The organism is Streptomyces sp. NPDC045955 (assembly GCF_056430805.1).
Genome location: NZ_JBWKKY010000009.1, coordinates 29,256 through 47,418 on the forward strand (window position 1 = coordinate 29,256; position 18,163 = coordinate 47,418).

15 protein-coding genes are annotated in these 18,163 nt (G+C 72.3%); 12 read left to right on the forward strand and 3 right to left on the reverse strand.

What is annotated here, in order from left to right; translation table 11 throughout:
- Positions 1-160 precede the first annotated feature (160 nt).
- Entirely contained in the window at positions 161-769 is a 609-nt protein-coding gene (locus tag AC07F0_RS19780; protein ID WP_478980502.1) for a LuxR C-terminal-related transcriptional regulator, read from the reverse strand.
- A 320-nt stretch (positions 770-1,089) separates the two neighbouring features.
- Here AC07F0_RS19780 and AC07F0_RS19785 point away from each other — a divergent pair, with 320 nt between their 5' ends.
- Complete coding sequence (locus tag AC07F0_RS19785) at positions 1,090-3,246, forward strand: PP2C family protein-serine/threonine phosphatase (protein WP_478981010.1); 2,157 nt, start codon at positions 1,090-1,092, stop codon at positions 3,244-3,246.
- A 501-nt stretch (positions 3,247-3,747) separates the two neighbouring features.
- Here AC07F0_RS19785 and AC07F0_RS19790 read toward each other — a convergent pair.
- On the reverse strand, positions 3,748-5,190 hold the full coding sequence (locus AC07F0_RS19790) for a S1 family peptidase (RefSeq protein WP_478980503.1): 1,443 nt from the start codon (positions 5,188-5,190) through the stop codon (positions 3,748-3,750).
- 744 nt (positions 5,191-5,934) lie between these two features.
- Here AC07F0_RS19790 and AC07F0_RS19795 point away from each other — a divergent pair.
- The 9 genes from AC07F0_RS19795 (at position 5,935) to AC07F0_RS19835 (ending at position 15,429) form a co-directional block, all read left to right on the forward strand.
- Positions 5,935-6,150 (forward strand): type A2 lantipeptide, encoded by a 216-nt coding sequence (locus AC07F0_RS19795; protein WP_086851420.1) that lies wholly within the window; start codon positions 5,935-5,937, stop codon positions 6,148-6,150.
- A gap of 116 nt (positions 6,151-6,266) precedes the next feature.
- Positions 6,267-7,073 (forward strand): biotin/lipoyl-containing protein, encoded by an 807-nt coding sequence (locus AC07F0_RS19800; protein ID WP_478980504.1) that lies wholly within the window; start codon positions 6,267-6,269, stop codon positions 7,071-7,073.
- The gene (locus AC07F0_RS19805; RefSeq protein ID WP_436730581.1) at positions 7,070-9,295 is read left to right on the forward strand and encodes an NHLP family bacteriocin export ABC transporter peptidase/permease/ATPase subunit; all 2,226 of its coding nucleotides are present in this window, start codon (positions 7,070-7,072) and stop codon (positions 9,293-9,295) included. Before AC07F0_RS19800 ends, AC07F0_RS19805 begins: the two co-directional genes overlap by 4 nt.
- A gap of 1 nt (position 9,296) precedes the next feature.
- Positions 9,297-12,119 (forward strand): NHLP bacteriocin export ABC transporter permease/ATPase subunit, encoded by a 2,823-nt coding sequence (locus tag AC07F0_RS19810; RefSeq protein WP_478980506.1) that lies wholly within the window; start codon positions 9,297-9,299, stop codon positions 12,117-12,119.
- 87 nt (positions 12,120-12,206) lie between these two features.
- The gene (locus AC07F0_RS19815; RefSeq protein WP_478980508.1) at positions 12,207-13,214 is read left to right on the forward strand and encodes a Ppx/GppA family phosphatase; all 1,008 of its coding nucleotides are present in this window, start codon (positions 12,207-12,209) and stop codon (positions 13,212-13,214) included.
- 47 nt (positions 13,215-13,261) lie between these two features.
- Entirely contained in the window at positions 13,262-13,450 is a 189-nt protein-coding gene (locus AC07F0_RS19820; protein WP_478980510.1) for a hypothetical protein, read from the forward strand.
- Positions 13,451-13,553: 103 nt separating this feature from the next.
- Positions 13,554-14,567: an iron-containing redox enzyme family protein gene (locus AC07F0_RS19825; protein ID WP_478980512.1), complete on the forward strand. Its 1,014-nt coding sequence runs from the start codon at positions 13,554-13,556 to the stop codon at positions 14,565-14,567.
- The gene (locus tag AC07F0_RS19830) at positions 14,568-15,242 is read left to right on the forward strand and encodes a HemK2/MTQ2 family protein methyltransferase (protein WP_478980514.1); all 675 of its coding nucleotides are present in this window, start codon (positions 14,568-14,570) and stop codon (positions 15,240-15,242) included. It abuts the gene before it with no gap.
- Positions 15,223-15,429, forward strand: coding sequence for a CDGSH iron-sulfur domain-containing protein (locus AC07F0_RS19835; RefSeq protein WP_010040530.1), 207 nt, complete (start codon positions 15,223-15,225; stop codon positions 15,427-15,429). Before AC07F0_RS19830 ends, AC07F0_RS19835 begins: the two co-directional genes overlap by 20 nt.
- 155 nt (positions 15,430-15,584) lie before the next feature.
- Here AC07F0_RS19835 and AC07F0_RS19840 read toward each other — a convergent pair whose 3' ends face one another.
- Entirely contained in the window at positions 15,585-16,019 is a 435-nt protein-coding gene (locus AC07F0_RS19840) for a protease inhibitor (protein ID WP_478980516.1), read from the reverse strand.
- Positions 16,020-16,344: 325 nt separating this feature from the next.
- Between AC07F0_RS19840 and AC07F0_RS19845 the strand changes: the two genes are divergently transcribed.
- Together AC07F0_RS19845 and AC07F0_RS19850 are read left to right on the forward strand one after the other, a co-directional pair.
- On the forward strand, positions 16,345-16,911 hold the full coding sequence (locus tag AC07F0_RS19845; protein WP_436730574.1) for a hypothetical protein: 567 nt from the start codon (positions 16,345-16,347) through the stop codon (positions 16,909-16,911).
- 66 nt (positions 16,912-16,977) lie between these two features.
- A complete protein-coding gene (locus AC07F0_RS19850) occupies positions 16,978-18,147 on the forward strand; it encodes a lactate 2-monooxygenase (protein ID WP_478980517.1) in 1,170 nt (389 codons plus the stop codon).
- The last annotated feature ends 16 nt before the right edge of the window (positions 18,148-18,163 follow it).

Here is an 18,163-nt window from a genome sequence, read left to right on the forward strand (position 1 = left end):
GGTGGTCGTCGCCCACCGCATCAGCTCCGCCCGCCGTGCCGAACGTGTGCTGGTCATGGACGGCCGGAGCACGGCCTGCGGCGGCCATGAGGAGCTGATGCGGTCCTCGGCGCTGTACCGGGACCTCGTCGGGAGCTGGACGCCGGCCCCGGCCCGGCGGTCAGAGCCATCCCTGGCCCTGCGAGATGCGGATCGCGTCGACGCGGTTGCGGGCCCCGGTCTTGCGGGTGATGGCCGCCATGTAGTTCCGCACGGTCCCGTGGGACAGGTGCAGGTTCCCGGCGATCTCCGCGATGGAGGCTCCCTCGGCCGCGAGGGATAACACGCTCAGTTCTCTTCGGGTCAGCGGCATCTCGGCAGCCTTGAGGAAACCGAAGCCCAGCGAATCGTTGACGAAACGTTCCCCCTCGGCGACCCGGCGGATCCCGCGCAGCAGGTTCTGCGGCGAACCCTCCTTGTCGACATAGCCGAGCGCCCCCGCCTCGGCCGCCCGTTTCAGCAGTCCGGGCCGGTTCGCCGTGGCGAGCACGAGCAGGCGCGGGCGCGTCCGGTCCGGGCCCGGCCGGCACAGCTCGCCCAGTGGAGGGATGCCGTAGGAATCCGCGCACTCCAGGTCCGCCGCGCACACGTCCGGCCGTACGGACGGCAGCAGTCTGGAAGCGCCCCGCCACGACGTGTCGTGCACCACCAGGTCGGACTCCCCCCGCAGCCACTCCGCCAGCACCGATCGCACCAGACACTCGTCGTGCACCAGAAGCACCCGGATCACTGCCACCCCCCGGCTCGCCGTACGCCTGCCTCGTCGTCGTGTTGAGCGCGTGCCCCATTGTTCGGGACCGTGACACTGCGTGGGCGCGACGATCCAGCCATCAGGGTGCGTGGGGGCGCACGCGCGGCGCCCGTACACCCTGACGCGCTTCGACTTCGGCGGCATGGGACGCGGCAGTCGGGGTACGCGGGCGCCTGCAGCGGGGCCCCGTGAGTGTGACCGACGGTAACCAGGTCTGTCCCCCGGGCCGCTCGTCGTGCGCGACGGGCCGCCAGGGAGGACATTTGTTCCTGAGTCCGGTCGCGCGGCCGTGCGAGGAGGTGGTCGGCGTGTCCGACGTGCAGTCGTCCGCGCAGGCGCCGGCAGCCGCCAGGACGCCGGTCGGCCGTCCCCTGCTCTCCCTGGCGCTGGCCTCGATGATGGACGAGGTACACGCCCACTCCGGCGCGGTGTACCTGCTGGGGCGGGACCAGCCGGTTCTGGAGATGGCGGTGATGGCGGGGCTGCCCCGGGCGTTCGCGGCGCCCTGGGAGCGGGTGGGGCTGAGCGCGCCGATCCCGGTCGCCGACGCGGCACGCGAGCGCAGGCTGGTGTGGGTCGGCGGCGAGGAGGAGATGGCCCGCCGCTACCCGCGGATCGCCATGGTGCTGCCGTACCCGTTCGCCCTGGCCGCCGTGCCGTTGGCCACCGAGTCCACCGTGTACGGCGCGGTGTTCGTGACCTGGCCGGGCGGGCATCCGCAGGAGCTGTCCGACCGGGAGCGCGAGCATCTGACGGCGGCCTGCGGGCGGCTGGCCGTCCGGCTGGAGCGGGCCGCCGAGCACAGCATCCCGCCGCATCCCGAGACGGATCTGGTCGCCTCGCCCCTGGTGGGCGGGATGGCCGGCACGCTCGGCACGGTCGAGGCGGCCCGGATGGTGAGCCGGCTGCCGTACGGGCTGGTCTCGCTGGATCTGCACGGGCGGATCGGCTTCGTCAACGCGGCGGCGGCCGAGCTGCTGAACGTCCCGGTCAGCCGGCTGCTCGGCACACAGCTGTGGGCGTCGGTGCCGTGGCTCAACGACCCGGTGTACGAGGACCGTTACCGGGCCGCGCTGATGAGCCAGCACACCGCCTCCTTCGTGGCGCTGCGGCCGCCCGGCGAGTGGCTGTCGTTCCGGCTGTACCCGAGCACGACCGGCCTCAGCGTCCGGATCACCAGGGCCCGGGCCGTGGCGGAGATGAACCGGACCGCACCGCCGCCCGACGGGACGCCGACCCGGCTGGTCACCATCACGCAGGTGCTGAACCTGGCCAGTGCGCTCACCGAGGCGGTGGGCGTGCAGGACGTGGTGCAGCTGGTCGCGGACGAGATCGCCCCGGCCGTGGGCAGCCAGGCCCTGGTTCTGCTGGGCTCGCGGGCCAACCGGCTGCGGGTGCTCGGGCATCGCGGGTACCGGGACGCGAACGTGGTGGAACGGTTCGACGGGATGCCGCTGACCGAGCCGACCCCCGGCACACATGTGCTGCGGACGGGCGTGCCCGCGTTCTTCGAGTCGCAGGAGCAGCTGGAGCGCCTCTACCCGGCGCGGGGCGCGACGCCCGACGGGTTCGCGGCCTGGGCGTATCTGCCGCTGATCGCCCAGGGCCGGCCGGTGGGGACGTGCGTGCTCTCCTACACCGAGCCGCACCCCTTCCCGACGGAGGAACGGGCGGTGATGACGAGCCTGGCCGGGCTGATCGCCCAAGCGCTGGAGCGGGCGCTGCTCTACGACGCCAAGCACCGGCTGGCGCACGGCCTCCAGGAGGCGCTGCTGCCGCACTCCCTGCCGTCGCTGCCCGGTATCGAGGCGGCCGCCCGCTATCTGCCGGCCACGCAGGGCATGGACATCGGCGGCGACTTCTACGACCTGGTGCGCAGCCAGGGCAGGGCGGCGGCGGTGATCGGGGACGTGCAGGGCCACAACGTCACGGCGGCCGGGCTGATGGGGCAGGTCCGCACCGCGGTCCGCGCGTACACGGCCGTGGGCCAGGCGCCCGAGGAGGTCATGCGCAGCACCAATCGGCTGCTGCTGGACCTGGGGGCCGACCTGTTCGCCAGCTGCCTGTACCTGCGGCTCGACCCGGCGCGCGGCCGGGCCGTGATGTCGCGGGCGGGTCATCCGCCGCCGCTGCTGAGACGCCCGGACGGGCGGGTGCGCGTGCTCGACCTGGCCGGCGGCCCGCTGCTGGGCATCGACGCCGCCGCGGTGTACCCGACGACGGAGGTCGCCTTCGCCCCGGGCTCCCTGCTCGTCCTCTACACCGACGGGCTGGTCGAGTCCCCCGGCACCGACTTCGAGGAGGCCCTCGCGGCCCTGGGCCGTCGCCTGACCGACGCCGGGGACCAGCCTCTGGACGAACTGGCCGACAGCCTCGTCCGCCCGGAGCGCCACCACACGGACGGTGAGGAACGGCTCGACGACATCGCCCTGTTGCTGCTCAGGGCCGTCGGGTAGGCCCCCGGGACGTTCCCGCTCTCCTGCGGAACTCCGCTGACACGCGGACGGGTCGGTCCTCCCGCCGGAGGACCGACCCGGTCCACCTCCGACCGAAACCGCGAAAGCGCGGCGTCAGGCCGATCGGTGGCTTCACACGCCGGTGCACGCCGCCGGCCCCGGAACCGCGGCTCGGCCCTGTCCGACTTCGCCGCCGTAGCCGAGCTGTCCGCCCAGGACCACGGCCGGCGACCGGGAACGCCCCCGAGCGCCACCGACCCAGCCGCCCGAGCATGCCTCAAGCCACCCGACGACCGGGAACGCCGGTGGACACCGCCGACCCCGAACCCCGGCTCGGCCCGGTCGGCGACCGGGAACGCCGACAGGCGCCCTGGCCCCACAACGGCTCAAGCACGCCTCAAGCATTTCGACGGCCGGAAACGCCGGTGAGCCGGCCCGGTTCCGCCAGGGAGGTGGCGGAACCAGGCCGGCATCGTCGGACCGGCTGCCGACGTCTTCGGGTCAGCGGGACTCGGTCAGACCGGAGTGGTCCTCGGCACCCTGGCCCGCGTCCTGACCGGCGCCCGCACCGGCGCCCGCTTCCTCGCCGCCGGCCTGCTCACCGGCACCAGCGCCAGCCCCGGCCTCTTCACCGGCACCGGCTTCCTCACCGGCACCAGCGTCGCCGCCTGCACCGGCCTCCTCGCCGGCTCCGGCCTCCTCACCGGCGCCCGCTTCCTCACCGGCACCGGCACCAGCGCCGGCGTCGTCGCCCGCACCGGCTTCCTCGCCCGCACCGGCTTCCTCGCCCGCGCCGGCCTCTCCACCCGCGCCGCCGGCCGCGCCGCCCGCGCCGAGAGTCGCGCCGACCGCCTCCAGGGCGGTGGTCACCGGCTGGAAGAACGTCTCGCCGCCGGCCGTGCAGTCACCGCTGCCGCCCGAGGTCAGGCCGATCGCGAGACCGTCCTGGGTGAACAGGGAGCCGCCGCTGTCGCCGGGCTCGGCGCAGACGTTGGTCTGGATGAGGCCGGTGACCGTGCCCTCCGGGTAGTTCACCGTGGCGTCGAGGCCGAGGACCTGGCCGTCGTTGAGCCCGGTCGTGCTGCCCATCCGGAAGACCTCCTGTCCGACGGTCGCCTCCGCGGCCTCGGTGATCTGGACGGTCTGGTCGCCGGTGTTGACCTCGCTGGGCGCCTCGGTCGCCGGGTCGTCGTACTTCACGAGCGCGAAGTCGCCGTCGCCGGGGAAGGTCGACTGGTCGACGGTGGCGATCGGCTGGCCGCCCTGCGTGTCCGACCACTCGTTGCCGCCGAGGGTGCAGTGACCGGCCGTCAGGAAGGCCGGCGAGCCGTCGCCCGCGGTGACGTTGAAGCCGAGGGAGCAGCGCGAGCCGCCCGCGAAGATGGCGTCACCGCCCGAGACGAACGGCTTGAAGGTGCCCGAGGACTTCTTGAGGGTCGCCATGCCGGAGCCGAGGCTCTGCACGGTGGACTCCAGTCTGTCCCACTTGGCACCGGTCACGGTGCTGTCGGCCGTCACCAGGAGCTTGTTGGTGACCGGGTCGATCGACCACGAGGTGCCCGCGATGGTCGCGTCCGACTTCAGGGTCTGCGCCCCGCTCTTCAGCTCCGACCAGCTGTTGTCGACCTCGCGGACCTTCGCACCCGCCGCCTTCGCCTGCACGATCACGTTGTTGTTGTCGCCCGGTACGACGTTGACGACGAGCTGCTGGCTGTCGCTGTCGTAGTAGGAGCCGCCGAACGCCTCACCGAGGAGCCCGGACAGCTGCGAGGCGAGATCCGAGGCGTCGCCCGCCTTCAGGGTCTTCGGCGCGGCCGCCGCGCCGTCGGACGAACCGTCCTGCGAGGCATTGGCGTTGGGGAGCAGGATCGCGGCCGCGCCGAGCGCCACCACGCTGCCCGCCGCTATCGCGGCCTTGCGCTTCGGAATTCGCTTGTGACTCAAACTTCTCTCCTCCTGGGGAACGGAGTAGGTGCCGCCGTCCGGCAGCTTTGGGGGGCGCCTGGATGGCTGTTGGTACGCACGGGCTTCCTGGGGCGTTCAATTCCGTTTGCAAGTGATCCGTTCGCACCGCGGAATCAGCCAACTCCCGCCGCCCGCACACCGAACCGCACGCTCTGCGTCCGTCCTGGTCACAGCGGCACGTCGGAGAAGGGGAGGTGCGACGGCCCACGACCGCCCATGGCCGGATGACGATGTTTCAGCCACAGCCCCGGTGACGACCCGTCGAACCGACACGGTCCGTGTCCGACTGGGAACGATCTGTTGTGATCGCCGAGTCGAATCCCGCCTTCAGTGAATCTGCACATCGAATGCTCAACCCGGTCACCGAGTCGAGGGTTGTCCGCGCACCGGCCGCGTCGGTCATGCCTTTGGGGCGGGAGTGCCGGATTCGCCGTTCCGCAGTACAAGGGGCCGGATGAGCCGATGCCGTGCCCCATGTGAAGAAGTCGCCACGAAGGCGTGCCCACACCTGCACGCTTCGGTGCGACTGGTGCGCAAGTTGCCTGGTGAGACGGCTGGTTGATTGGAAGCCCGCGCCCGCAGCGTGCTTTGATCCATCGCACCGCGGGGGCCGCACAGGGCACTCGGAAACGAGAGTCAGGCACTCGCGGTCGCGGCCGTCATCTGTCCCCAGAGGGGGCCGCTCCCCCCTTGTGAGATATCCATACGAAGGGAAGTTCCATCATGAACTCCACCCCCCAGGTTGAGACCGTCGAGATCGCTGACGCCGAGCTCGACGCCGTCTCCGGCGGCCTGTCCGTGAACGCCGTGAACACCGTCACCGACACGGTCGACGGCATCGCCCCGGTTTCCGGCCTGGTCAACACGGCCGTCGGCACCGTCGAGGGCGCCACCGGCCTGAACACGGCCCCGGTCACCAACCTGGTCGCCGGTCTCTGATCGAGCCCCAGTGCCGTTGACTCCCGGAGCCGCAGCCGGCGGTTCCGGGATCTTCGGGTGCCGTAACAGCCTCTGCTGCGGCCGTAACAACCTCTTCTACGGGTGAGGGAAGTTCCTTGCAGTTCCGCCAACAGGCCCTCGCCAAGCTCCAGTCACCCGAGGAACTCGACCTGCCGGTGCGTTTCGCCCGCCCGCAGGGCTGGCTGGTGCTCTCGGTGACGGTCGTCGCGATGGCGGCCGCCTCGGTGTGGGCGGTGACCGGCTCGGTGGCCTCCACCGTCAGCGCACCCGCCATCCTCACGCACGGGCAGGGCAGTTACCTCCTGCAGAGCCCCGTCGCGGGTCAGGTCACCGCGGTACTCGCGAAGCAGGGCCAGACGTTGCCCGCGAACTCCCCGGTGCTCAAGGTCCGTACGCCGAAGGGCGAGACCGTCGTCCGCACGCTCGACGCGGGCCGTGTCTCCGCGCTCGCCGCGACCGTCGGGCAGATCATCCAGACCGGCGCGAACGTCGCCTCCGTCGAGAGGGTCGCCCACGCCAAGGACCCGCTGTACGCGACGGTCTACGTCCCCGCCGAGAACGCCGCCTCCATCCCCGACGACGCCGCCGTCGACCTGACCGTGCAGTCGGTGCCGACGCAGGAGTACGGCGTGCTGCGCGGCCATGTGAAGTCGGTGGACCGCTCGGCCCAGTCTCCGCAAGCGATCGCCGCGTTCCTCGGGGACAGCCAGCTGGGCGAGCAGTTCACGAAGAAGGGCAGGCCGGTGGCCGTGACGGTCCGGCTGGACAAGTCGTCCGCCACGAAGAGCGGTTACAAGTGGTCGTCCGCGGACGGGCCGCCGTTCAAGCTGAACTCCATGACGCTGGCCTCGGGGTCGATCCGGCTGGCCGACCAGCGTCCCGTCGACTGGCTGCTGCCGTGACCGCGACCGCACCGGACACCCGGGGCCGGCGCCGCGCCGCCCCGCCCAAGCGCAAGGTGCCCAAGGCCGCGGCGAAGACCGTCCGCACGCCCACCGTGCTCCAGATGGAGGCCGTGGAGTGCGGCGCCGCCTCGCTGGCGATGGTGCTCGGCCACTACGGCAAGCACGTCCCGCTGGAGGAGCTGCGCATCGCCTGCGGCGTCTCCCGCGACGGCTCGCGCGCCAGCAACCTCCTCAAGGCCGCCCGTAGTTACGGCCTGACGGCCAAGGGCATGCAGATGGACCTGGCCGCCCTCGCCGAGGTGAAGTCGCCGGCCATCCTGTTCTGGGAGTTCAACCACTACGTCGTCTACGACGGCATGGGCCGCCGCTTCGGCCGCCGTGGCGTCTACATCAACGACCCCGGCAAGGGCCGCCGTTTTGTCCCCATGGAGGACTTCGACGGCAGCTTCACCGGTGTCGTGCTGGTCATGGAGCCCGGCGAGGACTTCACCCGGGGCGGCCGCAAGCCCGGCATCCTGGGCGCCATGCCCGCGCGGCTGCGCGGCACCGCGGGCACGATGCCGGCCGCCGTCCTGTCGAGCCTGCTGCTGGTGGCGGTCGGCGCGGCGGTGCCCGCGCTCAGCCGGACCTACATCGACGAGTTCCTGATCGGGAACCAGACCTCACTGCTGGGCGTGCTGTTCGCGTCGATGGCGGCGTGCGTGCTGCTCACGGTCGTGCTCACCTGGCTCCAGCAGGCCAACCTGCTGCACGGCCGCATCATCTCCTCGACCCTGTCCAGCGCCCGCTTCCTGCGCCATCTGCTGCGGCTTCCGGTGACGTTCTTCTCCCAGCGCAGCCCGGCCGACCTGGTGCAGCGGCTGCAGTCCAACGACGCGGTCGCCGAGACCCTGTCCCGCGACCTCGCGGCGGCGGGCGTGGACGCGGTCGTCGTCGTCCTGTACGCGGTGCTGCTCTACACGTACGACCCGCAGCTGACGTTCGTCGGCATCGGCGTGGCGCTGCTGAACATCGTGGCCATGCGGGTGGTCATCCGGTTGCGGGCCACGCGCACGGCGAAGCTGCGCGCCGACACGGCACGGCTGACCAACACCGCCTACAGCGGTCTTCAGCTGATCGAGACGATGAAGGCGACCGGCGGCGAGGACGGCTACTTCCGCAAGTGGGCCGGGCAGCACGCCACCACGCTGGAGGAGCAGCAGCGGCTCGGTGTGCCGAGCGCCTGGCTGGGCGTGGTAGCGCCGACGCTGGCCACCCTCAACAGCGCGCTGATCCTCTGGATCGGCGGCATGCGGGCGGTCGAGGGCCACATCTCGGTCGGTCTGCTGGTCGCCTTCCAGGCCCTGGTCACCCGGTTCACGGCCCCGCTGACCCGGCTCAACGGCGTCGCGGGCCGCATCCAGGACTTCGCGGCCGACGTGGCGCGGCTGAAGGACGTGGAGAACTTCAAGGCGGATCCGCTCTACGGCCGCCCCGAGTCCGGCGAGTCGACGCGCCGTCTCCAGGGCCACGTCGAGCTGGAGAACATCACCTTCGGCTACAGCCCGCTCGACAAGCCCCTGCTCACCGGCTTCGACCTGACGGTCGGCCCCGGGCAGCAGGTCGCGCTGGTCGGCGGGTCCGGCAGCGGCAAGTCCACGGTGTCGAGGCTGATCTCCGGCCTGTACGCGCCGTGGGAGGGCGTGATCCGCATCGACGGGCAGCGCATCGAGGACATTCCGCGCGGGGCGCTGGCCGCCTCCGTCTCCTTCGTCGACCAGGACGTGTTCCTCTTCGAGGGCACGGTCCGCGACAACGTGGCGCTGTGGGACCCGTCGATCCCGGACGAGGCGGTGGAGGACGCGCTGCGCGACGCCGCCCTGTACGACGTGATCACGCGGCGTCCGGGCGGCATCCACAGCAAGGTCGAGCAGGACGGGCGCAACTTCTCCGGCGGGCAGCGCCAGCGCCTGGAGATCGCGCGGGCGCTGGTGCGCCGGCCGAGCATCCTGGTCCTCGACGAGGTGACGAGCGCGCTGGACGCGGAGACCGAGCTGGTCGTGATGGACAACCTGCGCAGGCGCGGCTGTGCCTGTGTGGTGATCGCGCACCGGCTCAGCACCGTCCGCGACAGCGACGAGATCGTCGTCCTCCAGCACGGCACGATCGTGGAGCGGGGACGGCACGAGGACCTGGTGGCGCGCGGCGGAGCGTACGCGGCACTGGTCAGGGAGCGGTGAGATGACGGCCGTTCAGGGACACGAGGGTGACCTCGTCCTCAACGCGTTCGGGCAGATGGGCCAGCGCATCGACTGCGCCGGGTTCAACCGCCTGGACCTGGAGGGCCCGCAGGTGCTGTGGCTGGTCGCGTCGGGTGCCGTCGACCTGTTCGCGGTGGACGCCGGCGGGCAGGGCCACTGGCACCACCTCGGCCGGCTGGAGGCGGGCTCGCTGGTGCTCGGGCCGGTGCCGGGACCCCAGCACACGCTGGTGGCCCGCCCGCTGCGGGACTGCGTGGTGCACCGCATCGGCCTGCGCGAGCTGTACCAGCCCGCCAACACCGCGACCTGGTCGTACGACGCGTACGGCAACCCGCAGTACGTGCCGCCGACGACGAGCCCGCTGGAGTACGCCCTCGCCCTGGGCGTCGGCCGCAGCCTGTCGATCCTCTTCCAGGCGCCGATGGCGACCGAACGGGCCGCCGCGCCCACCGACGACGACGTGTTCTGGATGCAGGTGCCGCCCGGCAGCGTCCAGTACGGCTCGCTGTACGGCGCGGAGGCCGCCGCCGACCTGCTGATGGACCCGGCGCTGTGGCAGTCGATGGTCGACCAGCAGTACCGGCTGCTGACCACGCTGGACCGCTGGATCGAGCAGTTGGAGCGCACGCACGAGTCGCGCACGGCCGAGGGCATCAAGGCCGGTGAGGCGGTGCGCGCCCAGGCCGACCAGACCCTGCTGGCCTCCATCGGGAAGCGGTCGTCGAAGCGGACCACCGCGGCCGACGCCGACGCCACGTACGCGGCGTGCAGGCTCGTCGCGCAGGCGGCCGGGATCAGTCTCACCGAGCCCACCCAGAAGGGCACCGGCGGCGACCGCCTCGACCCGGTCGAGCAGGTCGCCCTGGCCTCCCGCGTCCGCACCCGGGCCGTGCGCCTGGACGGCCGCTGGTGGCGGGACAACGTCGGGCCGCTGGTCGGTCACCGGGCGCTGTCCGGCGCGCCGGTGGCGCTGCTGTGGCGGCGGGGCGGATACGTCGCCGTCCATCCGTCCACCGGTCGTGAGACACCGGTCGAGAAGGCCAACGCCGACGAGTTCGAGCCGCGCGCGGTGATGTTCTACCGCCCGCTGCCCGAGCGGGGGCTCAGTCCGCTGAGGCTGCTGCGGTTCTGCATGCGGGGCACGCGCGGCGACCTGACGGGGCTGCTGCTCAGCGGACTGGTCACGGTGGCGATCGGCGCCCTGGTGCCCATCGCGACCGGCAAGGTGCTCGGCGAGTTCGTGCCGAAGGCGCAGACGGACCTCATCGTGCAGGTGTGTCTGGCGGTGATGCTCACCAGCGTGGTGTCGGCGGCCTTCATGCTGTTGCAGAACCTGACCATCCTGCGGCTGGAGGGCCGCGTCGAGGCGACGCTCCAGCCGGCCGTGTGGGACCGGCTGCTGAGGCTGCCGACGAGGTTCTTCACCGAGCGTTCCACCGGCGAGTTGGCCAGCGCGGCCATGGGCATCAGCTCGATCCGCAGGCTGCTGGCGGGAGTCGGGCCGACGGTCGCCCAGTCGGTGACGGTCGGGGCGATGAACCTCGGGCTGCTGCTGTGGTTCAGCGTGCCGATGGCGATGGCCGCGATCGCCATGCTCGTGGTCATCGCGGCCGTGTTCCTGGGGCTCGGGCTGTGGCAGGTGCGCTGGCAGCGGCGGCTGGTCGTGCTCAGCAACAAGCTGAACAACCAGGCCTTCCAGACCCTGCGCGGGCTGCCCAAGCTGCGGGTGGCCGCCGCCGAGAACTACGCGTACGCCGCGTGGGCGTCCCAGTTCGCGCGCAGCCGTGAGCTCCAGCAGAAGGTCGGCCGCATCAAGAACCTCACGTCGGTGCTGGGCGCGGTGTATCTGCCGCTGTGCACGCTGCTGATGTTCATGCTGCTGGCGGGTCCGGCCCGGGGCTCGATGTCGGCGGCCGCGTTCCTCACCTTCAACACGTCGGTGACGATGGTGCTGACCTCCGTGACCCAGCTGACCAACGCCTTCGTCTCGGCCGTGGCCGCGCTGCCGCTGTTCGAAGAGATCAAGCCGGTGTTGGACGCGACGCCGGAGGTGCGGACGGCGAGCACGCGTCCGGGCCCGCTGTCCGGGGCGATCGAGGCGCGGCGGCTGTCCTTCCGCTACTCGGACGACGGTCCGCTGGTGCTGGACGACGTGTCGTTCGAGGTGCGGCCGGGCGAGTTCGTCGCGGTCGTCGGTCCGAGCGGCTGCGGCAAGTCGACGCTGCTGCGCCTGCTGATCGGCTTCGACCGCCCGGTGTCGGGCAGCGTCCTCTACGACGGCCAGGACCTGGCAGCGCTCGACCAGTCGGCGGTGCGCCGCCAGTGCGGTGTGGTGCTCCAGCACGCGCAGCCGTTCACCGGCTCGGTCCTGGACGTCATCTGCGGCACCGAGCCGTACACGCCGGAGGAGGCGATGGCGGCGGCGGAGATGGCCGGGCTCGCCGAGGACATCAAGCGCATGCCGATGGGCCTGCACACCATCGTCTCGGGCAGCGGTGCCGTCTCCGGAGGCCAGCGCCAGCGCCTGATGATCGCCCAGGCGCTGATCCGCCGGCCGCGCATCCTCTTCTTCGACGAGGCGACCAGTGCCCTCGACAACGCGACCCAGCGCACCGTCATCGAGAGCACCAAGGCCCTCAACGCCACCCGGATCGTCATCGCCCACCGCCTGTCGACCGTGCTGGACGCCGACCGGGTCGTGGTGATGGAGGACGGCAAGGTCGTCCAGCAGGGCCCGCCCGCCCAGCTGCTCGCCGACACCGGCGGCCGGCTGCACGAGCTGGTCCGGCGCCAGATGGCGTGAGGATGCCCGGTCCGTCCGGTGGCGTGTCTTCGCCGTACTACGGGGCGCCGACCGTTGGGTTCTCCCGGAAGTGGGTACCCACGGCCCATGCGAATCAGCGTGGTGGACGTGGGATCGAACACGGTCAGACTGGTGGTAGCGGACGCGGACGGTGGCGTACCGCTTCCGGTGCACACCGCCAAGTGGCGGCTCAGGCTGTCCGAGCAGGTCACACCTGGGGGGCCCATCCCTGAGCAGGCCGTCGAACAGCTGGTGCGCGCGGTCGCCGACGCGAGCCGGACCGCCGCCCGGTGGGGCGCTGCGGCCCCACTGGCGTTCGCGACCGCCGTGGTGCGCGGCGCGTCGAACCGGCACGAGGTGCTGCACGCCGTCCGGACCCGTACCGGCGTGGACCTGTGCACCCTGCCGGGCGAGGTCGAGGCGGAGCTGACGTTCCTCGGGGCCCGGCGCTGGATGGGCTGGCGGTCGGGTCCGCTCGCCCTGCTCGACATCGGCGGCGGCTCGCTCGAAGTCGCCTTCGGACGCGGCCGGTTGCCCGATTTCGTGGCCTCACTGCCGCTGGGCGCCGGGCGGCTCACCCACGAGTTCTTCGAGGACGAGGACCCGCCGTCGCCGGAGCGGGTGCGGGCACTGCGCCGCAAGGTCCGCCACCAGCTGCGGGACGTGGCGGCGCGGATCCGCTGGGAGGGCCCGCGCACCGCGGTCGCCACCTCGCGCACCTTCCAGCAGCTGGGACGGCTGTGCGGTACGGCGCCCGGACGCCACGGTCCGTTCGTGGACCGGCGGTTGCACCGCGCGGCGCTGCGGGAGGCGATCCCGCGGCTGGCCGCCCTGCCCGCCGCCGAACGCGCGCAACTGCCCGGCATCTCCGCCCCGCGGGCCGCACAGAGCCTGGCCGGGGCGGTGGTCGCGCACACCGCGATGAAGCTGACCGGCCTCAGGACCGTCACGGTGTGCCCCTGGGCGATCCGCGAGGGCGTGCTGCTGCGGCACATCGAGGACGGCCCGGCCTGGTGGACGGAGGTCACCCGCCGCACCGAGGCGGCGGCCCCTCCCGACCCGGTGCCGCTGCGCATCGCCACCGCCTCCACCTGATCGCCGGCAGACGACAACGACGCACCCAACGCAGGAGGGAGGACCCCGTGTCCCAGGACAACAAGCACGACGGCTCCGGCAAGAACCCCGAGACGGCGCTGGAGGAGGTTCTGCGCGAGATCGAAGAGGTTGAGAACCGCACCCAGGACTCCGCCGAGCAGCGACGCCACCGGGGGGAGGCCGGAGAGGCCATCACCCCCAACACGCGCGCCCAGGAGGAGTCCCACGGGGACTGAGCGATGGGGCCGGGCCGGGCCCTGCACGGCGTGCCGGAGTCCCTCTGCGCGCGGGAGCTACGCGGGTAGGTGACTCCGGACGCCGGCGGGGTACCCGGCGCTCATGGAGCATGACCGTGGAGCACCAGGACTGCCCGCCTCGCGCGGCCCGGTGAGCGGGGGCGTCGAGGCATACCTGCGGGGCGCGGGCCGACTGCCCCGCCTGGAGGACGTCGCCCGGGCCGCGGTGTACGGCGGGGACCTCCAGCTGGCCCTGTACCTGTGCTACGAGCTGCACTACCGCGGGTTCGCGGGGGTGTCCCCCGACCACGAGTGGGACCCCGAGCTGCTGCGCACCCGGGCGGCCCTGGAGCACCGCTTCCTGTCCGCCCTGCGCTCCGACGCCCGGGTCCACGAGAGCGTGGACGAAGCGCTTGCGGACCTCCTGGTGGAGCCCGTCGACGGCACGGGCGTCAGCCACTTCCTGCGCGACGAGGGCGAGCTGTGGCAGCTGCGCGAGTACGCGGCCCAGCGCTCCCTGTACCACCTCAAGGAGGCGGACCCGCACGCCTGGGTGCTGCCGCGGCTGTGGGGCCGGGCGAAGGCCGGGATGGCGGCGGTGGAGTTCGACGAGTGGGGCGGCGGCCGGGCCGACCGGGTGCACGCCCGGCTGTTCGCCGATCTGATGACGGACCTGGGCCTGGACACCACCTATGGCCGCTACCTCGACGCGGCGTGCGCCGAGGCCCTGGTCACGGTGAACCTCATGTCCCTCTTCGGCCTGCACCGGGCCCTCAGGGGCGCCCTGGTCGGCCACTTCGCGACGGTCGAGATCACCTCGTCGCCGGGTTCGCGGCGGCTCGCCGAGGCGATGCGCCGCACCGGCGCCGGGCCGGCGGCCGAGCACTTCTACGACGAGCACGTCGAGGCCGACGCGGTCCACGAGCAGGTGGTGCGTCACGACGTCATCGGAGGTCTGCTGGCGGAGGAGCCGCACCTGGCCGCGGATGTCGCGTTCGGGATCGACGCCACCGGGTTCGTCGAGGACCGCTTCGGCGCCCGGCTGCTCGCCGACTGGCGCGCATCACGCTCATCACTGCGCGCCCCGCTTGCCCCTGAAGCCGCCCATATCTCCTGAATGACCGGGTACCCGAGCGCCGTGAACCCACTGGTACCCCCGGGCGTGTACGCCCCACAGGAAGACACCGAGCTGCTGGCCGGAGCCCTGTTCGACGAGCCGTTGCCGCCGGGCGCGGAGGTCCTGGACGTCGGCACCGGCACCGGTGCCCTGGCCCTGGAGGCCGCGCGCCGGGGCTTTCGCGTCACCGCCGTGGACGTGTCGCGGAGGGCGGTGTGGGCCGCACGCCTGAACGCCGTGCGGGCGGGGCTCCCCCTGCGCATCCGGCACGGCAATCTCTTCGATCCGGTGCGCGGTGAGTCGTTCGACCTGATCCTGGCCAATCCGCCGTACGTGCCGGCGCCGGACGGCACCCGACGGCCGCGGGGCGCGGCCCGCGCCTGGGACGCGGGCGACGACGGGCGGCTGGTCGTGGACCGGATCTGCCGGGAGGCACCTGACCTGCTGCGTCCGGGCGGGGTGCTGCTGCTGGTGCAGTCCGCGCTCAGCGGCCCGGACCTGACCGTCGGGTGCCTTCGCTCGTCGGGCCTGAAGGCCGCGGTGACGCGCCGGCGGCGGATCGCGTTCGGTCCGGTGCTGCGCGGCCGGGAACGCTGGCTGCGGGAACGGGGGCTGCTGCCCGCCGCCGAGGACAAGGAAGAGCTGGTGGTCGTCCGTGCCGAACTCCCCGTCTGACCGGTCCGCGGCGCCGCGCCGCGTCACGGTCCAGCGCAAGGGCCCGCTGCTGATGGAGGGCCCCGTCGAAGTGGAGCTGGAGGACGGTTCCGTCGTCACCTCGGACCGCTTCCGCGTGGCCCTGTGCACCTGTCGCCGCAGCCGCCGCTATCCGTGGTGCGACACGAGCCACCGCGACCGGGCCTGAGCCCGGTGCGCGGTGGCCGGTGAGCCCAGGGGCCGGCAGGCGGCCCCACTCCGCCCGCCGGCCCCCTTGTGCGGGATCACAGGTTCCCGCGACAGCGGCCCGGCTCCCCAGCCTCGAACCGCTGTTCCTCACGGGAACAGCGCGATCCCGGTCCCTCAGAACGCGAAGACGCCGGAACCGTAGGCGTTCTTCACGCACTCGTTGGAGAACGTGCGCTCGTACGAGACCCTCTGGCCCTGCCAGACGCCGTCGACGGTGACGACGACCGGGTCGTACTGCTTGGTGCACATCACGCCGCCCGTCGCGGTCAGGGCGTGGATGTCGCCGCCGACACCGCGCAGCTCCGCGCAGGCGGAGCCGGCGACCGGGTGCGTGCCGGAGGGCGTCGGGGCACAGGTCAGGGTGACCGCGCGTTCCGGAGTCGCTTCGGCCGCGCTCTCACCGTGGCCCACCGTGAGAACGAGGGCCGACGGGGCGTAGAGCGCGGTGGGGGCCTGACCCGGAGTGGCGAGCGCGGACCCGGTGAGGGGTCCGCAGACGGCGGTGGCCGTCAAGCCGACAGTCATGGCCCAGCGCGCGGTGTTCCGCATTGTGTGCATCCTTCCGCTCGATTACAGGGTGTGCCGGCCCGCGCTCGGTCGGTGCCCGGGACGGCGAACGCGAGTCTGCCGAGTCCGTCGCCGAAGCACACATCGACCCCACGGGTTTCAGTAACCTTGCGTGTTGAATCAGTGGCGCGAAGTCACGGAATCCGCCCGCGTGAAGCCCGGAACCGCACGGCTTCCGGGGACGCGAAGCGGCCAGATGGCCGATTCCCACGCTTTCGTTAATAGGCCTGAAACATTCCGATTCCGCTCTCGGCCGACTGCTTCGCCACCCCTTGTGTTCATGCTCTGGCCGAGTAATCGTCATTACATGATTACGACAGAGCAGCGAGACAAACTGCGCGGCTGGTTCGCCGGCCGCCTTCCCGACGACCTCTTCGAGGAGCTGACCGAGATCACGGTCGACCGCGAGGAGATCACTGTCATCGGCCGCATCCCCGCACCCCGGCTGGCCGAGGACGCCCCGGCCGCCGAGCGGGAGGCGGCCCTGGAGAGCCGGGTGCAGGAGTTCCGGGAACGCACGCGCGAGGACCGGATGGCCGTGGCCCGGGAGGCCGAGCACCGGTTCCGCCGGAAGGTGTCCTGGGGTGTGGAGTGCGGCGGGCGGCGATCGCTCTTCACACACGTGGCCGCGCCCGTCATGACGCGGCTGCGCCAGCCGGAGCGCCAGGTCCTCGACACCCTGATCGCCGGCGGCGTCGCCCGCAGCCGCAGTGACGCGCTGGCCTGGTGCGTGCGCCTGGTCCAGCGCCACACCGACGACTGGCTCGCGGAGTTGCGCGACTCCCTCGAACACGTGCAGCGGGTCCGGGCCCAGGGGCCGGACGCCGAGCCGGATCAAGCGGATCACGCCGAGCACACGGATGACGAGGAGTGACCGCTCGGTATCGTCGGCCGTGAAGCACGGTCTCGACAAGGAGACGACGAGAGGCGGCTGCATACGGTGGGCAAGCACTGGGCGGACTTCCAGTACGAGATCTATCTGAACGGGATGACGGGTGCCGTACCCCGGCTGCCCACCGATCTGACGCGGCTGGAGGAGCTGACCGAGCAGCGGCTCGGGCCCGGCCCGGTCGGCTATGTGGCGGGCAGCGCGGGCAACGGCAGCACGGCCCGCGCCAACCGGGCCGCCCTGGAGCGTCGCCGGATCGTGCCGCGCATGCTGCGGGACGTGCACGAGCGGGACCTGTCGGTCGAGGTGCTGGGCCGTGCCCTGCCGGCCCCGCTGGCGCTGGCCCCGGTCGGCGTGCTGTCGATCATGCACCCGGACGCCGAGTCCGCCGCGGCCCGGGCCGCCGCCGCGCAGGGCGTGCCGTTCGTCCTGTCGTCCGCGTCGAGCACGCCCATGGAGCAGGTCGCGGAGGCGATGGGCGACGCCGAGCGGTGGTTCCAGCTGTACTGGCCCAGGGACCCGGAGGTGGCCCGTAGTTTCCTGAACCGGGCGCGGGCGGCCGGGTTCAGCGTCCTCGTCGTCACTCTGGACACGCCGCTGCTGGCGTGGCGGCCCCGTGATCTCGACCAGGCGTATCTGCCGTTCCTGCACGGCGTCGGCACGGCCAACTACTTCTCGGACCCGGCCTTCCAGGCGGGTCTGGCCAAGCCGGTGCACGAGGATCCGAACGCGGCCGTGATGCACTTCGTCGGGATGTTCGCCGATCCGGCGAAGTCCTGGCCGGACCTGGCGTTCCTGCGGGACAACTGGGACGGCCCGATCGTCCTCAAGGGCGTTCTCCACCCGGACGACGCCCGGCAGGCCGCGCAGGCGGGTATGGACGGCGTCGTCGTCTCCAACCACGGCGGGCGCCAGGTGGCCGGGTCCGTCGCGGCGGCCGACGCGCTGCCCCACGTCGTACAGGCCGTCGGCGACCGGCTCACGGTCCTCTTCGACAGCGGCGTCCGCACCGGCGACGACATCTTCAAGGCGCTCGCCCTCGGCGCCCGCGCCGTCCTCGTCGGCCGCCCGTACGTCTACGGTCTCGGCCTCGACGGCCGATCGGGCGTCGAACACGTCATCCGCTGTCTGCTGGCCGAACTCGACCTGACCCTCGCCCTGTCGGGCCATGCCACGCCGGGCACGATCGGTCCGGCCGACCTCGTCGGGGACCCGGCCTGAGAAGCGGGGCCGCGCG

Excerpts from the sequence above, each read along its gene's own strand:
- AC07F0_RS19795 (WP_086851420.1), top strand. The coding sequence starts at position 5,935 with ATGAACTCCACCCCCCAGGTTGAGACCGTCGAGATCGCTGACGCCGAG.
- AC07F0_RS19810 (WP_478980506.1), top strand. The coding sequence starts at position 9,297 with ATGACGGCCGTTCAGGGACACGAGGGTGACCTCGTCCTCAACGCGTTC.
- AC07F0_RS19815 (WP_478980508.1), top strand. The coding sequence starts at position 12,207 with ATGCGAATCAGCGTGGTGGACGTGGGATCGAACACGGTCAGACTGGTG.
- AC07F0_RS19825 (WP_478980512.1), top strand. The coding sequence starts at position 13,554 with ATGGAGCATGACCGTGGAGCACCAGGACTGCCCGCCTCGCGCGGCCCG.
- AC07F0_RS19830 (WP_478980514.1), top strand. The coding sequence starts at position 14,568 with ATGACCGGGTACCCGAGCGCCGTGAACCCACTGGTACCCCCGGGCGTG.
- AC07F0_RS19840 (WP_478980516.1), bottom strand. The coding sequence starts at position 16,019 with ATGCGGAACACCGCGCGCTGGGCCATGACTGTCGGCTTGACGGCCACC.
- AC07F0_RS19845 (WP_436730574.1), top strand. The coding sequence starts at position 16,345 with ATGATTACGACAGAGCAGCGAGACAAACTGCGCGGCTGGTTCGCCGGC.